The organism is Desulfosalsimonas sp., assembly GCF_046483245.1.
In the GTDB taxonomy this organism is placed as follows: domain Bacteria; phylum Desulfobacterota; class Desulfobacteria; order Desulfobacterales; family Desulfosalsimonadaceae; genus Desulfosalsimonas.
Map to the genome: position 1 here is coordinate 1 of NZ_JAWODO010000042.1, position 18,305 is coordinate 18,305.

Sequence of the window (18,305 nt, forward strand, 5' to 3'; positions counted from 1 at the left end):
AATCCTGTATGATATAAGAGACTCAGAAGTCTATTTAAAAGGGGGGAGTCTCTTATGTTAAAAACTTGTAAAATGAACAAACAAGAAGTAATAAAAGCTATTGAAGAAGGAAATATTGATAATGGTGATATTTCATTTCCAAATTTTATTGATGATATTATAACCAAAATGCACCATCTGGAATTAATTTATTTATTCGATGATGTTTTTATTGATAAAAGAGATGAAAATTCTACATCATGCACGGGCACGGAAGCCCGGAGGGTCTTTCCCCCGAAAGCCGCGTTGATGCACTGCATGCCCAGACATACGCCCAGCACCGGAATCCGGCCGGCAAAGGACCGGATCGCTTCCACGCTGACGCCGGCATTCTCCGGGGCCCGGGGACCCGGACTGATAAGCAGATAATCGGGCCTGTGTGCCGGGATCTGCTCAACAGTGATGCAGTCGGCCCGGAACACGGAAATCTCCAGGTCATAGCACATAAACATCTGCACCAGGTTGTGGGTAAAGGAATCATAATTGTCAATTACCAGCAGTCCGGCCATAATTTGCCCGCCTCCAATAAAAAACGCCACCCGGATGAGCCTGGGTGGCGTCTGCCTAGAGCATAACTCATATACTAGTGCCTGAACGAAAACCGCCTTTTCCGCCAATCTCTGCGTCCGGCTCAAATTTTAATCCTCAAAATACGTCGAGTATTCCTGCGGTTAAAATTTTCGCCGTCCTTGACCTTGACGAAAAATCCTGGTTTTCATTCGGGCACTACAAGAACATCAATCTTAGACGGTTTTATACAACAAAACCCACGGCGTTTCAATACCAATTGCCCGCAGAAATGGTTCATCTTCCATAGACTCCTGAGTTTTCAAACAAATTTGTCCTCTTGACAACCCTTTGGTTTCTGCATATTGTTTTAGCAAATCAAAGGCCGGCAACCCTTGGCAAAAAATAGGTTTCCGGTGCCACGGCGTGATCCAAAAAAGCAGAAACCCGATGTGATCTGCCATTTGTGCAAAAAAGACCTGGCAAGGGCGAACGCGGCGTGTCGGTGTACACGCTTTTTTATTTGAATTCCCCAAAAAACCGATTTTGCAGCGGTTGGCCTGCACAGGACGACTCATTATGACTTTGTCGACAGCCCAGAAACTTCAACACTTGATGGAGCAGTTTTCCGGCTCCGACCATGTACTGGTATTAATCAATGCGGATCCGGATGCCATCGCCAGCGCCATGGCCCTGAAGCGGATATTGTGGCGCAGGGTCACCCGGCTGACCCTGTCGAATATCAATACCATCACCCGGCCCGATAACATGGCCATGATCCGGCTGCTGGACGTCACCCTCATCCACGTCACCAAGATTACCCCGAATGAATTCAACAAGGTGGTGCTGCTCGACTCCCAGCCCTCCCACAACGAGAGCTTCAGAGAGTTTAAGTTCAACGTAATCATCGACCATCACGAACCCGACAGCTATGATGCCCCGTTTAAGGATGTCCGGCCCGAATACGGCGCCACCGCCAGCATCATGACCGAATACCTGAAAACCGCCAAGATCAAGCCCTCGGACAAGCTTGCCACGGCTTTGTTCCACGGGATCAAGACAGATACCAACAATTTCGAACGCATGGCCACCAATGCCGATATTCAGGCGTTTCAGTTTTTGTTCCGGCACGCCAACATCCACCTGGCCCGGCGCATTGAGCAGGTGGACCTGCGCATGGGGTTTCTGGATTATTTCAAGCAGGCCATATCGGAAAAAACAGTGGCAGACGACCGCATCTGCGTGCACCTGGGAAACGTGGAAACCCCGGACATATGCGTATTGATCGCTGATTTTTTCATGCGGGTCAATACCGTGACCTGGAGCATTGTCTCCGGGCTCTGCGAGGGGCGCCTGATTATCATACTGAGAAACGACGGGCTTCGAAAGGATGCAGGCGGGGTGGCTGCAAAGCAGTTCGGCCGGTTCGGCACCGCAGGCGGGCACAAAAGCATGGCCAGGGCTGAAATCCCTGTGGAAACGTTAAGGAAAAATCTTGAAAACCTGGAAAAGGACACGGTTAAACAATGGATCCTTGAGCGCATCAACGCGGTATTTGACCAGTGCCAAAAACAAAAAACCGACGCATCGTCTTAAAAAGCAATGAAATATGAAAAAATATTATCCTGCTTACATTGATATTCAAAACCGGAAATGCCTGGTTGTGGGCGGCGGCGGCGTGGCCCTGCGCAAGGTCAGGGGTCTGCTGGACTGCGGCGCCAATGTGACCGTGGTCAGTCCGGAATTTCACCCGGATTTTCAGCAAATCGATGAATCCCTGCCCCTGCGCGTGGTCCGGCGATCCTACCAGACAACGGATCTGGAGGACAAATTTCTGGTCATCGGCGCCACCAACGATGCGGCATTAAACCGCCAGGTCAGCGCAGACGCCCAAAGCCGCAATATTTTGTGCAACATCGCAGATGTGCCCGATGCCTGCAGTTTTATCCTGCCGGCAGTGGTACGCCGGGGCGATCTGTCCATTGCCGTTTCCACCTCCGGCAAAAGCCCGGCTTTTGCAAAGCATTTGCGAAAACAGCTTGAAAAGCAGTTCGGAGAGGAATATACCACATTTCTCGGGCTCATGGGCGCCATCCGGGAAAAATTGCTGGCTGCCGAGCACGCACCCGAGGCGCACAAGCCCCTGTTTGAAAAACTCATTGACAACGGCCTGCTCGACATGATCCACAACAGGGACAAACAAGCCATCAACCGGCTGCTCCATGAAGTGCTGGGAGACGATTTTGATTATGACGCGCTTCTGGAAACCGGCTGCCGTCAGCAGGAACAATGACCCCGGCGTTGACCGGCCAACACCAGGCAGGTGCCTGTAATGAGGGATAGATGAATTATGCACTGCTTCCGGCCATTTGCTGCTATCTGACCGGATCCGCCGCATATGCCGGATTTTTGTTCCGGCAGAAAAACGGCTACAATCAACTGGCCTACGCCCTGGTCACCGCCGGGTTTGTCATCCACACCCTGCTGCTGGCAGAAGCGATTTTGCGGGAAGGGACGATACCCGTGCGCAACCTCCACGAAACCCTGTGGTTTGCCTCATGGACCCTGGCTTTCGTGTTTCTGGTGCTGTGGTGGAAAAGCCGCCTGAAAATCCTCGGCGTATTTGCCGCCCCCCTGATAACCCTGGTGGCGGCAGCTGCCTTTTTTGTCCCGGATACCGCCGCCGATATCGAAACATCCCTGACCGGATTCTGGCTCATTGTCCACGTGGTGGTCATTTTTATCGGCGAGGCCTGCCTTGCCCTGGCCTGTGCCGCAGGTGTGCTGTATTTGATCCAGGAACGCAACATCAAGTTCAAAAAGCACCGGTTTTTCTTCAGGCGCCTGCCCTCCCTGGAACTGCTGGACAACACGGGATATCAGTTTATCATCATCGGCTTTACCGCCCTGACCGTGGGGTTGATCACCGGGTTTGTCTATGCCCATTCCGTGTGGGGGCGTTTCTGGAGCTGGGATCCCAAGGAGGTCTGGTCCGGCATTACCTGGCTGATCTATGCCGCCCTTCTCCATGAACGGCTTGTGGCCGGCATGCGGGGACGAAAGGCGGCCATTTTCGCCATTATCGGGTTTGCTGCCATGCTTTTTACCTTTTTGGGCGTCAATTTACTGCTGGAGGGACATCACAATGAATTTACCCGGTGGTAGCCCTTCTGCTGAAACCCGGAAGTTTCCCGGCAAGGAGCAGTTGCCGGAAATCGTCATTGCCGGCATCAGCCATACCTCCGCTCCCGTGGAACTGCGGGAATGCCTGGCTTTTTCCCCGGAGGAGAGCCGCAGTACAACCCAGGCGCTCAAAGATCACCCGGAAATCCGGGAAATTATCATTCTTTCCACCTGCAACCGGGTGGAAATGCTCATGACCGCCCATGACCCCCAATCCGCTATTCAGCGGGTGGAGGCCCACATCGCCCGCAGCCGGGATGTGAACGTAACCCGGCTGCGGCAGTCCATGTACACTTACACCGGTGCCGAGGCGGTGCGGCACCTGTTCCGGGTGGCTTCCAGCCTTGATTCCATGGTGGTGGGAGAGCCCCAGATCCTCGGCCAGGTCAAGGCCGCCTACAAAACCGCGGTGGAGGCCAGGGCCACAGGGGTGATCTTAAACCGCCTCCTGCACAAGGCCTTTTCCGTGGCCAAACGCATCCGCAGCGAAACCGGCATTGGCGACCGGGCCGTTTCGATCAGTTACGCGGCCGTGGAACTGGCCCGCAAGATTTTCGGCCGGTTAGAGGACAAGACCGTACTGCTGGTGGGCGCCGGGGAAATGGCGGAACTGGCCGTGGAGCACTTAAACCGGTCCCGATGCACGGGAGCGCTATACGTGGCCAACCGAACCTTTTCGGTTGGCGTGGAGCTGGCCCGGCGTTTTTCCGGCAACGCCATTGACTTTGAGGAAATCAGCAAAACACTGGAATCCGCAGATATCATTATCAGCTCCACGGGCGCTTCAGAATATGTGCTCACACGGGATCAGGTACGCCCGGTGATGCGCAAAAGAAAAAACAGACCCCTGTTTTTCATCGACATTGCCGTACCCCGGGATGTGGATCCGGCCATCAACCGGCTCAACAATGCATACGTCTACGACATTGACGAACTGCAGGGGGTGATTGAAGAAAACATGGAATCCAGAAAAAGCGAATCCGCCAGGGCCGAGCGCATCATCGATGAAGCCGCTCTTCGGTTTCAGCAGTGGTATGACAGCCTTGACGTGGTCCCCACAATCAAGGACCTGCAAAGCAAACTGTCAACCATATTCGCCGCTGAACTCAACAAGACCCTCCATTTTCTGGACCACCTCAGCCAGGACGACATTGATGCGCTGGAAAGAATGAATGAAGCCGTGATCAAAAAAATCCTCCATGACCCCATGCAGTTTCTCAAAAATCCCGGCTCGCACCGGGACAAATCCTTGTACATCGACCTGATCCGCAACGTCTTTAACCTGGAAGATGAGTAATACGGTCTGCTGATTTTTTCTTTACTTTTGAAAAACGGTTGTGTTAAGGAAAACATTTCTTGTAAAATGCGCTTTGCTGTCGAGAAGCATTGGCATGAAAACGCGATTGTCAGGTTAAGGAAGCTCCTATGGATCAAAAAGATATTGATTATTTTAAAGAGTTGCTAACCCAACGGCTTGAGGATCTGCTGGCCCAGGCCGAGGATACGGTTTCGGATATGCACGATTCCAAAGGCAATTTTCCGGACCCCACGGACCGGGCTGCCTATGAAGCGGAGCGAAACTTTGAGCTGCGTATCCGGGATCGGGAGCATAAACTGATTAAAAAGGTCAAAAAAGCCCTGGAGCGGATCGAAGACGGCACTTTCGGCATCTGCGAAAGATGCGGGGAGGATATCGATACCAAGCGGCTGAAAGTTCGTCCGGTGACCACTTTGTGCATTGAGTGCAAAACCAAAGAGGAAGCTCAGGAAAAAGCCCTTGGATTATAAACTTGGATTATAAATCCGGGAAAATCGACTTACATATTCATTCCAATGCTTCGGATGGAAGCCTTGCGCCTGCGCAAATCCTCTCCCAGGCTGCGGTATGCGGTCTTGCCGCCATTTCCATCACAGACCATGACACAGTAGCGGGGGTCAAGACCGCCCTGCAGATCAAGCTTTCGCAAGGACCGGCGTTTATCTCCGGCGTGGAAATCAGCGCTGAATTTCCCCCGGGCTTTAATGCATCCGGCAGCATGCATCTTCTGGGCTACGGATTTGATCCGTACAATCAGCCGCTGGCCGAGCTGCTTGAAAAACAGCAGCAATCGCGGGCCCGGAGAAATCCCCGGATACTTGAAAAACTTGCGGATCTGGGCATTGATATTCACATGGCCGACATTGCAGCCGAAGCCCGAAAAAACGAAATCGCCCGCCCCCACATCGCTGCCCACATGGTAAAAAACGGGTATGCCGCCTCCATTGACGATGCCTTTGACCGCTTTCTGGCCAAAGGACAGCCCGCTTATGTGGACAGGTTCCGGATCAAACCGGAGGAAGCCATTTTCCACATCCACCAAAGCGGCGGCGTGGCCGTGCTGGCCCATCCCGGGCTGCTGGTCTTTGAACTCGGCGGAGAGCTTGAAAAACTGGTTGCCGGTCTTGCGGCCATGGGCCTTGACGGCCTGGAGGCATATTACAGCAGCCACAGTCCGAGGCAAACCGCTGCCTTTGAAGCGATTGCAGAAAAATATGATCTTTTGCTCACCGGCGGCAGCGATTTTCACGGAGACATCAACCCGGAGATCCGCATGGGCAAAGGAGCCGGAGATTTACACGTTCCTTATGAGATCTTTGTCCGGCTTTGCCGCGCCCTACAGGACCGGACTTCCACCGGATAGACAGGCATCATGCATACCCCCGATTTTTCGGAACTCGAATCCTCGCTTGAATACCAGTTTGCCAACCGGCAGACCCTGGCCACCGCCCTGCGGCACAGATCCTTTGTGCACGAGCAGACCGGCCCCATGGAAGACAATGAACGGCTGGAGTTTCTGGGCGATGCCGTACTCAACCTCATTGTCAGCCATCTCTTAATGGAGCGGTTTCCCGGGCTTACCGAAGGGGATTTGTCCCGGGTGCGCGCCGGGCTGGTCAATGAAAACCGCCTGGCTGCAGCCGCCAAAAACATCGGTCTGGGCAGATACCTTCAGCTGGGAAAAGGTGAGCAGCGCTCCCGCGGCCAGCAGAAATTCTCCATCCTAGCTGACACCTTTGAAGCCCTGGTCGCCGCGGTCTATATAGACGGCGGTTTTGCCCGGGCCTTTGAGGTGATCTCCCGGCATTTTGCAGTGTTTCTCGATGCCATTGAGGAGAAAGAACCCACCTATGATTTCAAAAGCCTGCTGCAGGAATACGTCCAGGGCCGGCACCAGAACATGCCGGCCTATGAAATCATCGAAGAAAGCGGACCCGATCATGACAAGACCTTTCGCGTGGCGCTTTCGGTCAGCGGCATTCGGGTCTACGGCACGGGCAAAAACAAAAAAAGGGCTGAACAGGACGCGGCCCAAAAAGCTTATGCCCGCCTGACCGCAGATCTGGAATAATGGATGGGATCCCCCGGACAGCCAAACATTTTGTCATCCCGGTGTTTATTCCCCACAAGGGATGTGCACACAGGTGTACGTTCTGCAACCAGAATTCCGTGACCGGAGCCGCCGCGGTGCTGCCGGATGAAACCGAAATCACCCGCACAACAAAACAATACCTTAATTTTAAGCGCACCAGCCGGGGTTTTACAGAAATTTCCTTTTTCGGGGGCAATTTTCTGGGTCTTGGGTCCGCAGACATCCGCAGGCTGCTGGATGCGGCAGCCGGTTATGTTTCCGTGGGAAAAATCAACGGAATCCGGTTTTCCACCCGGCCGGATACCATTGACGAAAAACGCCTTGAAATCATGTCCAACTACCCGGTGACCACAGTGGAACTCGGGGTGCAGTCCATGGATGACAGGGTGCTGGAAAAAGTAAAGCGGGGCCACAGCGCCGCAGATACCCAGCTTGCGGCCCAAAGGCTGAAAACCGCCGGATACGCCCTGGGCTGCCAGATCATGACCGGCCTGCCCGGGGAGGACGAGGCATCGAGCCTGGATACGGCCCGGGCCGTGGCTGCCCTGGAGCCGGATTTTGTCCGCATTTATCCGCTTGTGGTGCTAAACAAAAGCCCCCTGGCCGCTGATTACCAGGCCGGCCGGTTTGCGCCCCTGGACCTGGAAGCCGGTGTTTTGCGCACCAAAAAACTATTTCAAATTTTTAACCATGCCGGAATCAATGTGATTCGGATGGGCCTTCAGGCATCAGAGGGCCTGGATACGCCTGGCGCCATTCTGGCCGGGCCCTATCACCCGGCTTTCGGCCACATGGTGTTTGCATCTTTGATGTATGACCGCGCCGCAAACCTGCTGGATGCCGCCAAAGACCTCCCGGATACCGTGGTGCTGAACGTGCACCCCGGAAGCATCAGCCGGATGCAGGGGCTTTCCAAATCCAACCTGAAAAAACTCCATCTGCGCTATCCGGAAGTGGAAAAATTTGAAATCCGCCCGGACCCGAACTTAAATACCCATGAAATAAGACTTGATCGTTAGTTCACGGTTGATGTTTTACGCTTTCGGGGACCGGCGGTTTTCTTTTTTGCGGAAACGCTGATACTCGCATAGCTTGGCCAAAGATTTCACCGCCTGTTCCGGCGTGGGGTAAAACAATCCTTTGTACTGGCGGCCCTCAAGGGTATAGACGGTTTTGTCCTTTTCATCGCGCAGCATGTTCACGCCCAGAATCGGTTTTTGGCAGGATTCCATCAAGTCCGCGATATGGGCGATGTAACGGGTCTCAAAATCATCCAGGGACGCGAGCATGGATTCCATGAAATCCTCGGGGCAGTCCGGATCCGCGGTCTGCACGGAAGCCACCATCCTTGACAGCATGTGCCGCCGGCCCACAATGCCGAGATTGATAACCGCATCACAACCGTCCCAATTGGCCAGAAGCTCAATGACCTTCACAGGCAGCTGCTCATCGTTTTCTCCCACCAGATCCACGGGATTGGCCCGGCTCCAGTAGGGGGGCAGCACATGGTCGATTTCGCGGATCAGTTCTCCGGGCAGCTCCGGCACCTGCAGGCCGTAATGTTCGCACAGGTCGGCCGCCACCACACCCCAGCCCCCGCCCAGGGTCATGATGGCCACACGGTTGCCCCGGGGAAGGGGCAGGGAGGAAAACGCGGCAGACAGATCCAGCAGGTCCAGGGGCTTGTCAACCTTGACGATGCCGGCCTGGCGGCAAACGGCGTTAAATACCCGGGTATCAGAGGCCATTGCCCCGGTATGGCTTGAAGCCGCCTTTGTGCCGGCCGCGGTCTGGCCACCCTTGAGCAAAACAATGGGTTTTTTGCGTCCCACCCGGCGGGCGCTTTCATAAAACCGCCGGCCGTTTTTAACACTTTCCACGTAAAGCATCACCGTTTTCGTCAGGGAATCGACCTCAAATGCATCCAGGTAATCCTCGATGGTTATCATGCCCTCATTTCCGGATCCGCAGAAAGCCCGGATGCCCACGCCCTGCAATTCGGCAAACGCCAGCAGCTGGTTGCCCATGTTGCCGGACTGGGCCACCATGCTAACCGATCCGGCCTCCGGCCGCACGTGACTGCCGGTGCAGTAAAACGAAATATGGGAATTGCAGATGCCCATGGTATTGGGCCCGATGAGGTAAATGCCGGCTTTACGGGCCTGTTCCACGAGCTGTCTTTCTGACCGGGCCCCTTCTTCACCGGTTTCGGCAAATCCCGAAGCAATCAACAGCATGTAGGAAATCCCTTTTTGCTGAAACTCCGGGATCAGATCGGGTACTTTTGCGGCCGGGATGGTCACCACGGCCACGTCCACCTGACCTGGAATATCGGTGACGCGCTTATAAACCGTTCGGCCGGCAATCTTTCCGCCCCTGGGATTGACAAGGTAAATATCGCCTTTGTAGCCGCCGCCGATGGCATTGGTCAGCAGGGTATAACCCCATTTGCCAAGCTCGGCGGATGCGCCCACAAAGGCAACGGACCGGGGATGGAACAACGCACTCAGAATAGAGGGGTCTACAGCTGGAAGAAATTTTTTCCCTTCAGCTATCGGGGCCTTGACCACCAGGGCATCGACTGCCACCACGCTGCCGTCTTGGGTGATCAGCAGGGGATTGATATCAATTTCAGCCACATCCGGGTATTCCAGGGCCGCTCGGGAAATACCGGTGAGGGTGCTGACCAGCATGGCCAGGTCTGCGGCCGCTTCTCCCCTGAACGAATCCAAAAGCGCACGGGAGCGGATTTCATCAATCATGTCCCTTGCATCTTCGGCACTCAGAGGCGCCAGCCGGAACACCACATCGGAGAAAGCCTCGGTGAAAATGCCGCCAAGTCCGAACATGACCACCGGCCCGTATTCCGGGTCCCGAAACATGCCGGCAACAAACTCCCGCCTGGCCGAAACCTGGGGCTGGACCAGGAAACCTTCCAGGTCCGCGCCGGCTTGGCCGGCAATCTCTTCTGCGGCACTTTTCATTGCGGTTTCATCGAAAAGGTGCATGCGCACCAAGCCCGCCTCGGTCTTGTGCAAAAGCGTGCTTCCAAGGCCTTTTAAAACCACGGGAAAGCCGATCCGGGCGGCGGCCTCTGCGGCCTGGCCGGCATCGGCCACAGCGGTCTCTTCCACCACGGGTATGCCAAAGGGTTTTAAAAACTGCTTGGAATCATATTCAGAAAGGGCCTGCCGCAAGCCCTTTGCGTTGGATTCTTGCCTGCTCATCTGCATCTCCTGCCGTGTGTAAGATAGAGGCCTTTTCTTTATGATAAAACAGATGCCGGGTTCCGGCCATCCGGAGAACAATTTACAGCAATACCGATTGTTTGTCAAAACAGATTCCAGCGCATCAATCCTGGAATTTGCCGATGTTTTTCAGATATTCCCCCGAGCGGTCCAGATAAAACGCCAGGGGCCTGGAAAAATACTGGCCGAGGATGCCGTCGATAAACATCTGGCTGATTTCCCGCTCCATTTTCAGCACACTCTGGGCCTGGATAAACACATGGCGCTCTTCTGAGGACAGATCCCGGACAAAATTGCCAAACGCCGTGCGCGCCCGGGGCTGATACATCCAGAAATAAAGCAGGTCCAGGGCGTTTATGATCAAAACCTGGATCAGGCGCCGGGATTCGTCGTCCTCGGAGCGCAGAAGCTCCCGGGGTCGTTCCAGCAGATCCAGCACCTCGGATTCGGGAAACAGCATTTCCGCCCGGGCGTAGCAGTCCAGAAACTGCCGCAGTTTCTGCCGGTAGTCGTTCATCCGGTTTTCAATGTTTTTGGCCCGGTCCACGGCCCCTTCGATCAGCGCGGCCACAAAATCCGAAGCGGTCTTGGAAATGACCGCGGCCCAGCTTTGCAGAATCATGTCCACCTGCAGCACGCCGGCAAGGCCTAACACGCCGCCGAGCAGTTCACTTAACCCGAAGGCCACGGGTATGGAGAGAACCGAGCGGAAAAAATTGGCAAATGCGGCTTCCCTGGGAAGGCCGCGAAACAGGTTATGACTGGTCAGGTAAAGCCCGTTGACAAGCGCCATCACTGAATAAAGCAACACCGGGCTCGTTGCGGTGGTAATGCCCAAACCCTGGTTTAACATCAGGGTTTTGACCAGATAATCCAGCAGGGGTACGGAAAAGCCGGTATACATCAGTGAATCGGTGATCCGGTCCCAGCTGATATAATCATTCCACTGCAGAAGCGGTGATCGCCGCAGTCCGCCGCCGGCCATGACCGACTGGAGAATATTGCGCATCCCCGTGATCCCGAACCAGATAAACGCCCCGAAACATGCCAGCACCCACCAGTCATGGGTGAGGTAGAAGGTCAGAAACGCCGGTACAAAACCGAAAATCACCTTGAGGCTGTTTTTCAAATTGGTGCGCAGATATTCAAAGCGGTGCAGGCGCGGCCTTTTTTCGGGTCCGGGCGGCTTTTTTACATAAAGTCCGTTGCTGGCCTCTGTGGAAAAACCGCTCAAGGTTACGATATTGCCGTTTTCTGCCATTTTGGTGGTTTCTTCCCTGGCAAACCACTCCCTGTGGTGCAGGCGGCCGGCCAGGGCCAGGCCCGGAATTGCCCGGATCACATACATAACAATAGATATCAGGCCCCGGGCGGCCGCCGCCTGGCCGTAAACCAGCCGGAAAAAGGCCTGGACGTGAAAGGGAATCACCATATAGGCGCCCGCCTCGTCCTTTTGGACCTCCCTGCGGGCCCTTTTGGGCAGGCTGTCTAACACCGCCAGTCCCATACCCGGCAGCCTGCGGGAATGTCCGGTGGAGTCGCTTCCGATCCTTGATTTCAACGGCCTGACCCTGTACATGCCCATCAGCGATTCCATGTCCGCCAGTATCCAGTTAAACTTCTGAATGCGGGCAAGTGCCTGTGCGTCGTTTTTCTCCCTGAGCCGGGAGATGATTTCCAGGATCAGTCGCTTTAACTGGATGACGTTGGCATTGTTGATGCATTGCTGCAGCCGGTCGATGTCCGGGATATGGTCCACCTTGCAGTCGGCAAAATCCTTGAGATTGAATATCTCCAGCCGCGATATCCGCCCCCGGCATTCATAAAGCAGTTCAAGCACATCTTCTACTTCCATGTTGCTTAAATTCAGGGTGATGCGGTAAGCTGAATGCATCCGGGACAAGCGGTCCACGAGCTCGCACGGGGAAAGCTGCATCAGGGCGGGCACATCTTCGGCATTGGCGCTGCCCACATCGGGATTGCGGCCCGGGACCAGAAACCGGTGGTGGATGTCGTCTGCATCCATGCGGTTCATCCGGTCAACCAGGGCCTCTATCTCCCGGCGCTTTTCCTTGTCCGCATCCGCGTATTGCCGTCGCAGCCCGGCAGTTTTCTCCTGCATCCGGGGCAGCAAAAGAAGATGGATATATTTGGCCAGATGCAGCAGCGAGGCCTGGCCCAGGCCCACAAACGCCATGAAGTCTTCGGACTGCAGTGGGGGCAACTCCACACCGAATTCGGAATTTAAGGTATGCCGGTGGGTACGGTTGAACGCCTCAAGGGTGGAAAGCACCTGGCCGCGCTGGTATTCGGATACGTTTCGGCCCTCCTCCATGAGGTCACGCACCTCGTTTTTTTCCAGAAAGCGCAGAAAATCCCCGGAATCGGCAAACCCCCGGGGAACCCATATAATCTGGGCATATCGGTTGCAAAACGAGGCAAAAAACTCAATGCCGATGCGGATCATGATGCCCATGGCATCGGCGGCCTCCATGAGCTCTGCTGCGGTTTCCGGGCGGATATAGTTGTAATGGATTACCCGCAGCCTTCTGACGCCCTTGATCCATGCATCCATGATCAGGTGGGTGGGCGACTTGCGGCCCTTGGTGAAAGCATCATGGACATGGTCGTCAAAGGCCAGGTGATTCCATTTCTCGGGCATTTCCAGCAGCCGGTACTGCTTTAGGAAATAGCGCACGATCCTGGGCTTTCCCGTTGCCGCCAAGCGGAAATGATGGGCCAGCTCAAGCTGGCGCTGATAATCGCCGTGGGCCCGGATCAGTTCCTTCATGATTTCAATGAGCACCCGGGCGGTATTCATCTGCAGCTCCTGGTTGGTGCTGCACATCACCTCGTCGCGAAGCGCCCGCAGGGCCTTTAAGCGCAGCCCGGCTTCTGCGGATTCCAGGGACTGGAGCAGATGAATCACCGCATATGCGATCCGCAGACCCCGGGATTCAGCCATTTCCTTGATTCCCCGTGGGTGGAAATAATGGAAAAACTGCCGCTGCATCTCAAAACGCAACCGCTGGCCCGAGACAATCCCGTTGACAATATGCAGCAGGTGATAGTCCCGCTGATCAAAATAAAATTTTGAGGTTTCGGGGTTTCGGGCCATCAAAAAAAGCCTCCCTTAATTCGGCCATGGGCATGGTTTTTATTGTTTTGACATGAAACGCCCCTGTTTGCAATGATTATACAATCCCGGCCCTGTTGATGTGCCGGTTTGAAGCATGGTTGGATTTTTATTGAATTTTGAGAAATCCGGTATATAAAATAGCGTGATCATCACGCCGGTTTACCCCTTATACCGGGGCAACGGCATGACCCGGGCAAAGGGATGAGGACAGGAAAATGAAAGAAGAAACAGTTAAAATAAACGGTTTTGAATGTCGCGTCATTTCCGGCAGCGGCAGGGGAGCCTGCATTGTGCTACTCCACGGTTACATGTATACCAGCGATGTGTGGAATGACATCGGCCTGCTGCGCCTGCTGGAACAGAAAAATATTGCCTTCAACGCCGTTGACATGCCCTACGGGCACAGAAGCGAATGCACGCCACGATCCGGCAATCCGGAGCAGAACACGGCAATTGTTGCCAGTATTGCTTCCCATGACTCCCTGGTGATCGGCGCCAGTCTGGGCGGCTATATTGCGTTAAAACACTGCGTGGCCCGGCCGGCCGGGGGACTGATGCTCGTGGCGCCGGTCATGAGTCTCCAGGCGGAACTGGCAGCCCGCTACCCTCAGATTTCCGCCCGGGTCCGCCTGATTTACGGGGAAAATGACAACGTGGTGTATCGCGATGAAATCAAGCGCCTGGGCCGACTTTTGGGTACAACTCCCCGGATATATGAAAAAGCCCAGCACGCGGCCTACATGGACCACCCCGGGCGCTTTAACACCGATGTAATCGAATTTTACCAGCAGCTGGCACGAAAAAAGGCGGAGAAAAAAACGTAAACTTTACTGGATTCCCTTTTTGAAAAAATCATCCGTATCCGTGATTTCATCCTTGGTCTTGGTGCGGCGCGTGGGCACTGTCCCTTCCTTAAAGCACATGTCAATAACCTTGTCTGAATCCTCGTTGGGCAGCAGGCCGGTTTTCGCGTCGATTTTGGCAAAAACAACATTGTCCGGAACCGGAAAAACCCGCTCAGGCTTGCCTTCCAGGATCTCCTGCATGTAATCAAGCCAGATGGGACTGGCAGCCCTGGAGCCGGTTTCATTTTTCCCAAGGGATTTTTCCTGATCATGACCCACCCATACGCCTGTGACAAATCTTGGCGTATACCCCATGAACCAAGCGTCATAAAGATTGTTGGTGGTACCGGTCTTTCCGGCTACCGGCCGTTTCAGCGCCCTAATCCGCCACCCGGTGCCTTCGGTGACCACTTTTTCAAGCAAGTGGGTGATAATATAAGCAGTGCTTTTATTAATCACGGATTCTTTTTCTTCCGGGGCTTCATAGATCACATTGCCGTTTCTGTCCTCGATCCGGCGGATAAAAACCGGTTCCTGCCGGATTCCCTGGTTGGCAAACACCCCGTAGGCGCGCACCAGTTCCAGAAGCGATACACCCGATGATCCCAAAGCTGTTGAAAGATTGCGGTCCATTCGGGATTCGATTCCGAGTTCTCGGGCATAATCAATTACGTAATCCACGCCGATATCCTGCATGATTTTTACAGTAACCACGTTTCTGGAATGAATCAGACCATCGCGGAGCAGAGTGAAACCATGAAAGGTGTTGTCATAGTTGTCCGGCTTCCAGATAAAATCCGTCTCGTCATCGGTAAAGACAATGGATGTATCGGCAATCACCGTAGCCGGGGTATATCCCTTATCCAGGGCCGCGGCATAGACAACGGGTTTGAAAGCCGAACCCGGCTGCCGCCGGGACTGGGTAGCCCGGTTAAACTGGCTTTCGGAAAATTTGCGGCCGCCGACCATGGCCCTGACATAAGAACTGTCGGATTCCATACAAATAAGGGATGCCTGTGCCCTGGGGGTCTGTTCCAGGGACAGATTCCACTGCTGGTTTTCTCCCTCCCAGGATTGCAGCCGGACACGGATCACATCACCCACCTGCAGGACCTGACCGGGTCTCTGCACCCGGATCACTCCCGCGGCCACTTCCGGATCGGGCTTTCTTGCCCATCGCATGTTTTCCAGCGGAATCACCCCGACATTTTTTCCGATTCGGACAGTGGTCTTCTTTTTTTTATCATCCACGTCCACCACAACACCCTTCACAATCAGGCCCTCGTGAAGCGCCTGCTCCTCAATGTCCTCCTGGAGCTTGCGGCTGAAGGCTTCAATTTCATTTCTGGCAATATTGCGCATTGGTCCGCGGTATCCCTGCCGTTTGTCTAAGTCCCGCAAACCCTTTTCAACAGATCTTCGCGCTTTTTCCTGCATTTCAATATCCACGGCCGTATACACCTTGAGCCCGCCGGTATAAAGCAGTTTTTCACCATATTGCTCTTTAATTATCCGGCGTACGTGTTCTGTATAATATGGAACCGTTTCCTGGTACCAGTTGGGGCGTTTTTCAATGGTCATCTCAGTATTCATGGCCTCCGAGGCTTCGGAATTGGTGATAAAATCCTCTGAAACCATCCGGTTTAAAACATAAATCTGCCGCTGACGGGCGCGCTCAAAATGACGATGGGGCGAATACCAGCTCGGGGCCCGGGGTAGGCCGGCAAGCATGGCCGATTCCCCGATGGTCAGATCTTCTGCGGATTTGCCGAAATAATTCTGGGCCGCCGCTTCCACTCCGTAGGCCCCGTGACCGAGATAGATCTGGTTGAGATACAAAAACAGGATTTCATCCTTGGTAAAATGCCGGTCAATCCGGTAGGCCAGGATCGCTTCTTTGAGCTTGCGCGCATAGCTGCGCTCCGGGGTCAGGAAAAAGGATTTGGCCACCTGCTGGGTAATGGTACTGCCGCCCTGGACAATAGTGCCGGCTTCCAGGTTTTTGAAAAACGCACGCATGATACTGTATAAATCAACGCCCTCATGCTCGTAGAAACGGGCGTCTTCAGTGGCCACAAACGCCTGGACCAAATGTTCGGGCATTTCGGTCAATTCCACCACTATCCGGCGCTGCTTGTAGAATTCGGCAATCTTGCGCTCATCGTCTGAATAAAACGTGGTCACCACGGATGGCTGATAATCCTCAAGAGAGGTGATTTTTGGAAGATCGCGGCTGAAATAAATATATGTTCCCGCTGCGGCAAAAACGGACACAATCACGCAAATCAGCAGTAAAATAACGGCCCATTTCGTTAAAGCCAGAATCCAACGGCCCAAACGACGCATATGCAAACATACTCCTTTTATCATTTAGTGCCCGAACGAAAACCAGGATTTTTCGTCAAGGTCAAGGACGGCGAAAATTTTAACCGCTCGGTTTAGGTACCATGCTTTGTATCAGTGCATCAATTATTTCTTTTTTTATCCCTGGATTTGAACTGTCACAATTGATATAATCAACTTTTTACAGAACCGGATTCTGATACCGGGCATGCGAATCGGCTGCTGACAATTTGATATTGATATTTTGTCAACAAGGGAATAGTTTTAAACAACTTTTTGACCGGTTTTTACAATGCCAAAGTTATCAACCTTTTTATCAAAGAAATATTACACTTCAAAATAAATTAATTTATAAATAAATTCAATATATTATAAAGTTATTCCACTTTTCGACAAACCATATATGTTATTATTTCTTCATTCATTCATTAATAAACCAATAAGGATCCTGTATGCGAATCACAATCCACAAAAGCACCATTGCCGATGTATTATCCCAAATTCAGGGCCTTACAGGAAGAAAAACCAATCTGGTAATCACTGAAAACGTTCTGCTTCAAACCAGGGAAAATGGCGTTGAGTTAACCGCCACGGACCTGGAAACCGGATTTGAAGGTTTTTTCCCGGCTGAAGTGGAGGCTGAGGGGGCGGTTACCATTAATTCCAGAAAATTCAACGAAATTGTTAAAAATTTTCCCACTGAAGCCATCCGTATGTCGGAAATGGAAAACAACTGGGTGGAAATCGCATCTGATAATGTGGAATATCATATTGTGGGCATGGATCCTGAGGAGTTTCCGGATACCCCGAAAATTGATGAGGTCAGTTTTTTTTTCATGGCTTCGCCGGAACTTAAGAAAATGATAGAAAAAACCGTGGCTGTGGGCGTTGGCGGGGATGAAAAGCGGGCGCATTTGATCGGCGTGAACCTGGAACGCATCGAGCAGGGCAATGATAACCTGCTGCGCATGGTCTCAACAGACATCAGACGACTGGCCAAGGCCGATTACCTGTGCGACCCGGATTCCGGCTTCACTCCCGGGCCGACGGTGATCGTGCCCAAAAAGGGATTAAATGAGCTCAACCGGTTTCTGCCCGCAGAAGGCCGGGTCCAGGTGGGGATCAAGGACAATTACCTGATCGTAAAAAAGGAAAACGAAACCATCAGCGTAAAATTGTTAAACGGGATGTTTCCGGCCTACGAGGAGCTGCTGGCGCCGGATCCGGCCTATGACATTATTTTTGATCGCAATCTGCTTTTAATGATGTTAAAACGCATGTCCATTCTCACATCAGAAGAATACCGGGGAGTGGTTTTTCACCTGGAAAACAACGAAATTACCATGCGCACGGTCAACGCCGCCCTTGGCGAATCCAAAGAATCCATGGAAATCGCCTATGACCGGCACCAGCAGGAGATTGCATTTAATCCCAGATATTTCATTGATGCGCTCAATTTTATCAGCACGGACAAGGTTCGCCTCAATATCCAGGACGAGGATCATCCGTGCATTGTCCGGGCCGAAGACGACCTGTCGTATTTAAACATTATCATGCCGATGAAGATATGATGGCACCGTAAAAAGTCTGA

The 18,305-nt window shown here is 53.3% G+C and carries 15 protein-coding genes; 10 read left to right on the forward strand and 5 right to left on the reverse strand.

The window, feature by feature from the left end:
• Window positions 1–188: 188 nt before the first annotated feature.
• The gene (locus R6U41_RS04340) at window positions 189–548 is read right to left on the reverse strand and encodes a glutamine amidotransferase-related protein (RefSeq protein WP_410268609.1); all 360 of its coding nucleotides are present in this window, start codon (window positions 546–548) and stop codon (window positions 189–191) included.
• 234 nt (window positions 549–782) lie between these two features.
• Window positions 783–1,112 (reverse strand): hypothetical protein, encoded by a 330-nt coding sequence (locus R6U41_RS04345; RefSeq protein ID WP_410268610.1) that lies wholly within the window; start codon window positions 1,110–1,112, stop codon window positions 783–785.
• Between the two features lie 13 nt (window positions 1,113–1,125).
• Here R6U41_RS04345 and R6U41_RS04350 point away from each other — a divergent pair, with 13 nt between their 5' ends.
• The 8 genes from R6U41_RS04350 (at window position 1,126) to R6U41_RS04385 (ending at window position 8,158) form a co-directional block, all read left to right on the forward strand.
• Window positions 1,126–2,142, forward strand: a complete 1,017-nt coding sequence (locus R6U41_RS04350) for a DHH family phosphoesterase (RefSeq protein ID WP_410268611.1) — start codon at window positions 1,126–1,128, stop codon at window positions 2,140–2,142.
• 13 nt (window positions 2,143–2,155) lie between these two features.
• Window positions 2,156–2,839, forward strand: coding sequence for a bifunctional precorrin-2 dehydrogenase/sirohydrochlorin ferrochelatase (locus R6U41_RS04355; protein WP_410268612.1), 684 nt, complete (start codon window positions 2,156–2,158; stop codon window positions 2,837–2,839).
• Between the two features lie 50 nt (window positions 2,840–2,889).
• Entirely contained in the window at window positions 2,890–3,711 is an 822-nt protein-coding gene (ccsB, locus tag R6U41_RS04360) for a c-type cytochrome biogenesis protein CcsB (protein ID WP_410268613.1), read from the forward strand.
• On the forward strand, window positions 3,692–5,026 hold the full coding sequence (hemA, locus tag R6U41_RS04365) for a glutamyl-tRNA reductase (protein WP_410268614.1): 1,335 nt from the start codon (window positions 3,692–3,694) through the stop codon (window positions 5,024–5,026). Before ccsB ends, hemA begins: the two co-directional genes overlap by 20 nt.
• Before the next feature lie 128 nt (window positions 5,027–5,154).
• Window positions 5,155–5,517: an RNA polymerase-binding protein DksA gene (gene dksA, locus R6U41_RS04370; protein WP_410268615.1), complete on the forward strand. Its 363-nt coding sequence runs from the start codon at window positions 5,155–5,157 to the stop codon at window positions 5,515–5,517.
• Between the two features lie 2 nt (window positions 5,518–5,519).
• On the forward strand, window positions 5,520–6,410 hold the full coding sequence (locus tag R6U41_RS04375; RefSeq protein ID WP_410268616.1) for a PHP domain-containing protein: 891 nt from the start codon (window positions 5,520–5,522) through the stop codon (window positions 6,408–6,410).
• Between the two features lie 9 nt (window positions 6,411–6,419).
• Window positions 6,420–7,118, forward strand: a complete 699-nt coding sequence (gene rnc / locus R6U41_RS04380; protein WP_410268617.1) for a ribonuclease III — start codon at window positions 6,420–6,422, stop codon at window positions 7,116–7,118.
• Window positions 7,118–8,158 (forward strand): elongator complex protein 3, encoded by a 1,041-nt coding sequence (locus tag R6U41_RS04385; RefSeq protein ID WP_410268618.1) that lies wholly within the window; start codon window positions 7,118–7,120, stop codon window positions 8,156–8,158. Before rnc ends, R6U41_RS04385 begins: the two co-directional genes overlap by 1 nt.
• A gap of 15 nt (window positions 8,159–8,173) precedes the next feature.
• Here the strand turns inward: R6U41_RS04385 and R6U41_RS04390 are convergent, their stop codons facing one another.
• Both R6U41_RS04390 and R6U41_RS04395 read right to left on the reverse strand, forming a co-directional pair.
• Window positions 8,174–10,366, reverse strand: coding sequence for an acetate--CoA ligase family protein (locus R6U41_RS04390; protein WP_410268619.1), 2,193 nt, complete (start codon window positions 10,364–10,366; stop codon window positions 8,174–8,176).
• A 124-nt stretch (window positions 10,367–10,490) separates the two neighbouring features.
• Window positions 10,491–13,505, reverse strand: a complete 3,015-nt coding sequence (locus tag R6U41_RS04395; protein WP_410268620.1) for a hypothetical protein — start codon at window positions 13,503–13,505, stop codon at window positions 10,491–10,493.
• 236 nt (window positions 13,506–13,741) lie between these two features.
• On the opposite strand from R6U41_RS04395, the gene R6U41_RS04400 reads away from it, so the two are divergent.
• Entirely contained in the window at window positions 13,742–14,350 is a 609-nt protein-coding gene (locus R6U41_RS04400; protein WP_410268621.1) for an alpha/beta fold hydrolase, read from the forward strand.
• Window positions 14,351–14,353: 3 nt separating this feature from the next.
• Here the strand turns inward: R6U41_RS04400 and R6U41_RS04405 are convergent, their stop codons facing one another.
• Window positions 14,354–16,717 carry a penicillin-binding protein 1A gene (locus R6U41_RS04405; RefSeq protein ID WP_410268622.1) on the reverse strand — a complete coding sequence of 788 codons (2,364 nt, stop codon included), beginning with the start codon at window positions 16,715–16,717 and terminating at the stop codon, window positions 14,354–14,356.
• A 449-nt stretch (window positions 16,718–17,166) separates the two neighbouring features.
• On the opposite strand from R6U41_RS04405, the gene dnaN reads away from it, so the two are divergent.
• A complete protein-coding gene (gene dnaN / locus R6U41_RS04410; protein WP_410268623.1) occupies window positions 17,167–18,285 on the forward strand; it encodes a DNA polymerase III subunit beta in 1,119 nt (372 codons plus the stop codon).
• The last annotated feature ends 20 nt before the right edge of the window (window positions 18,286–18,305 follow it).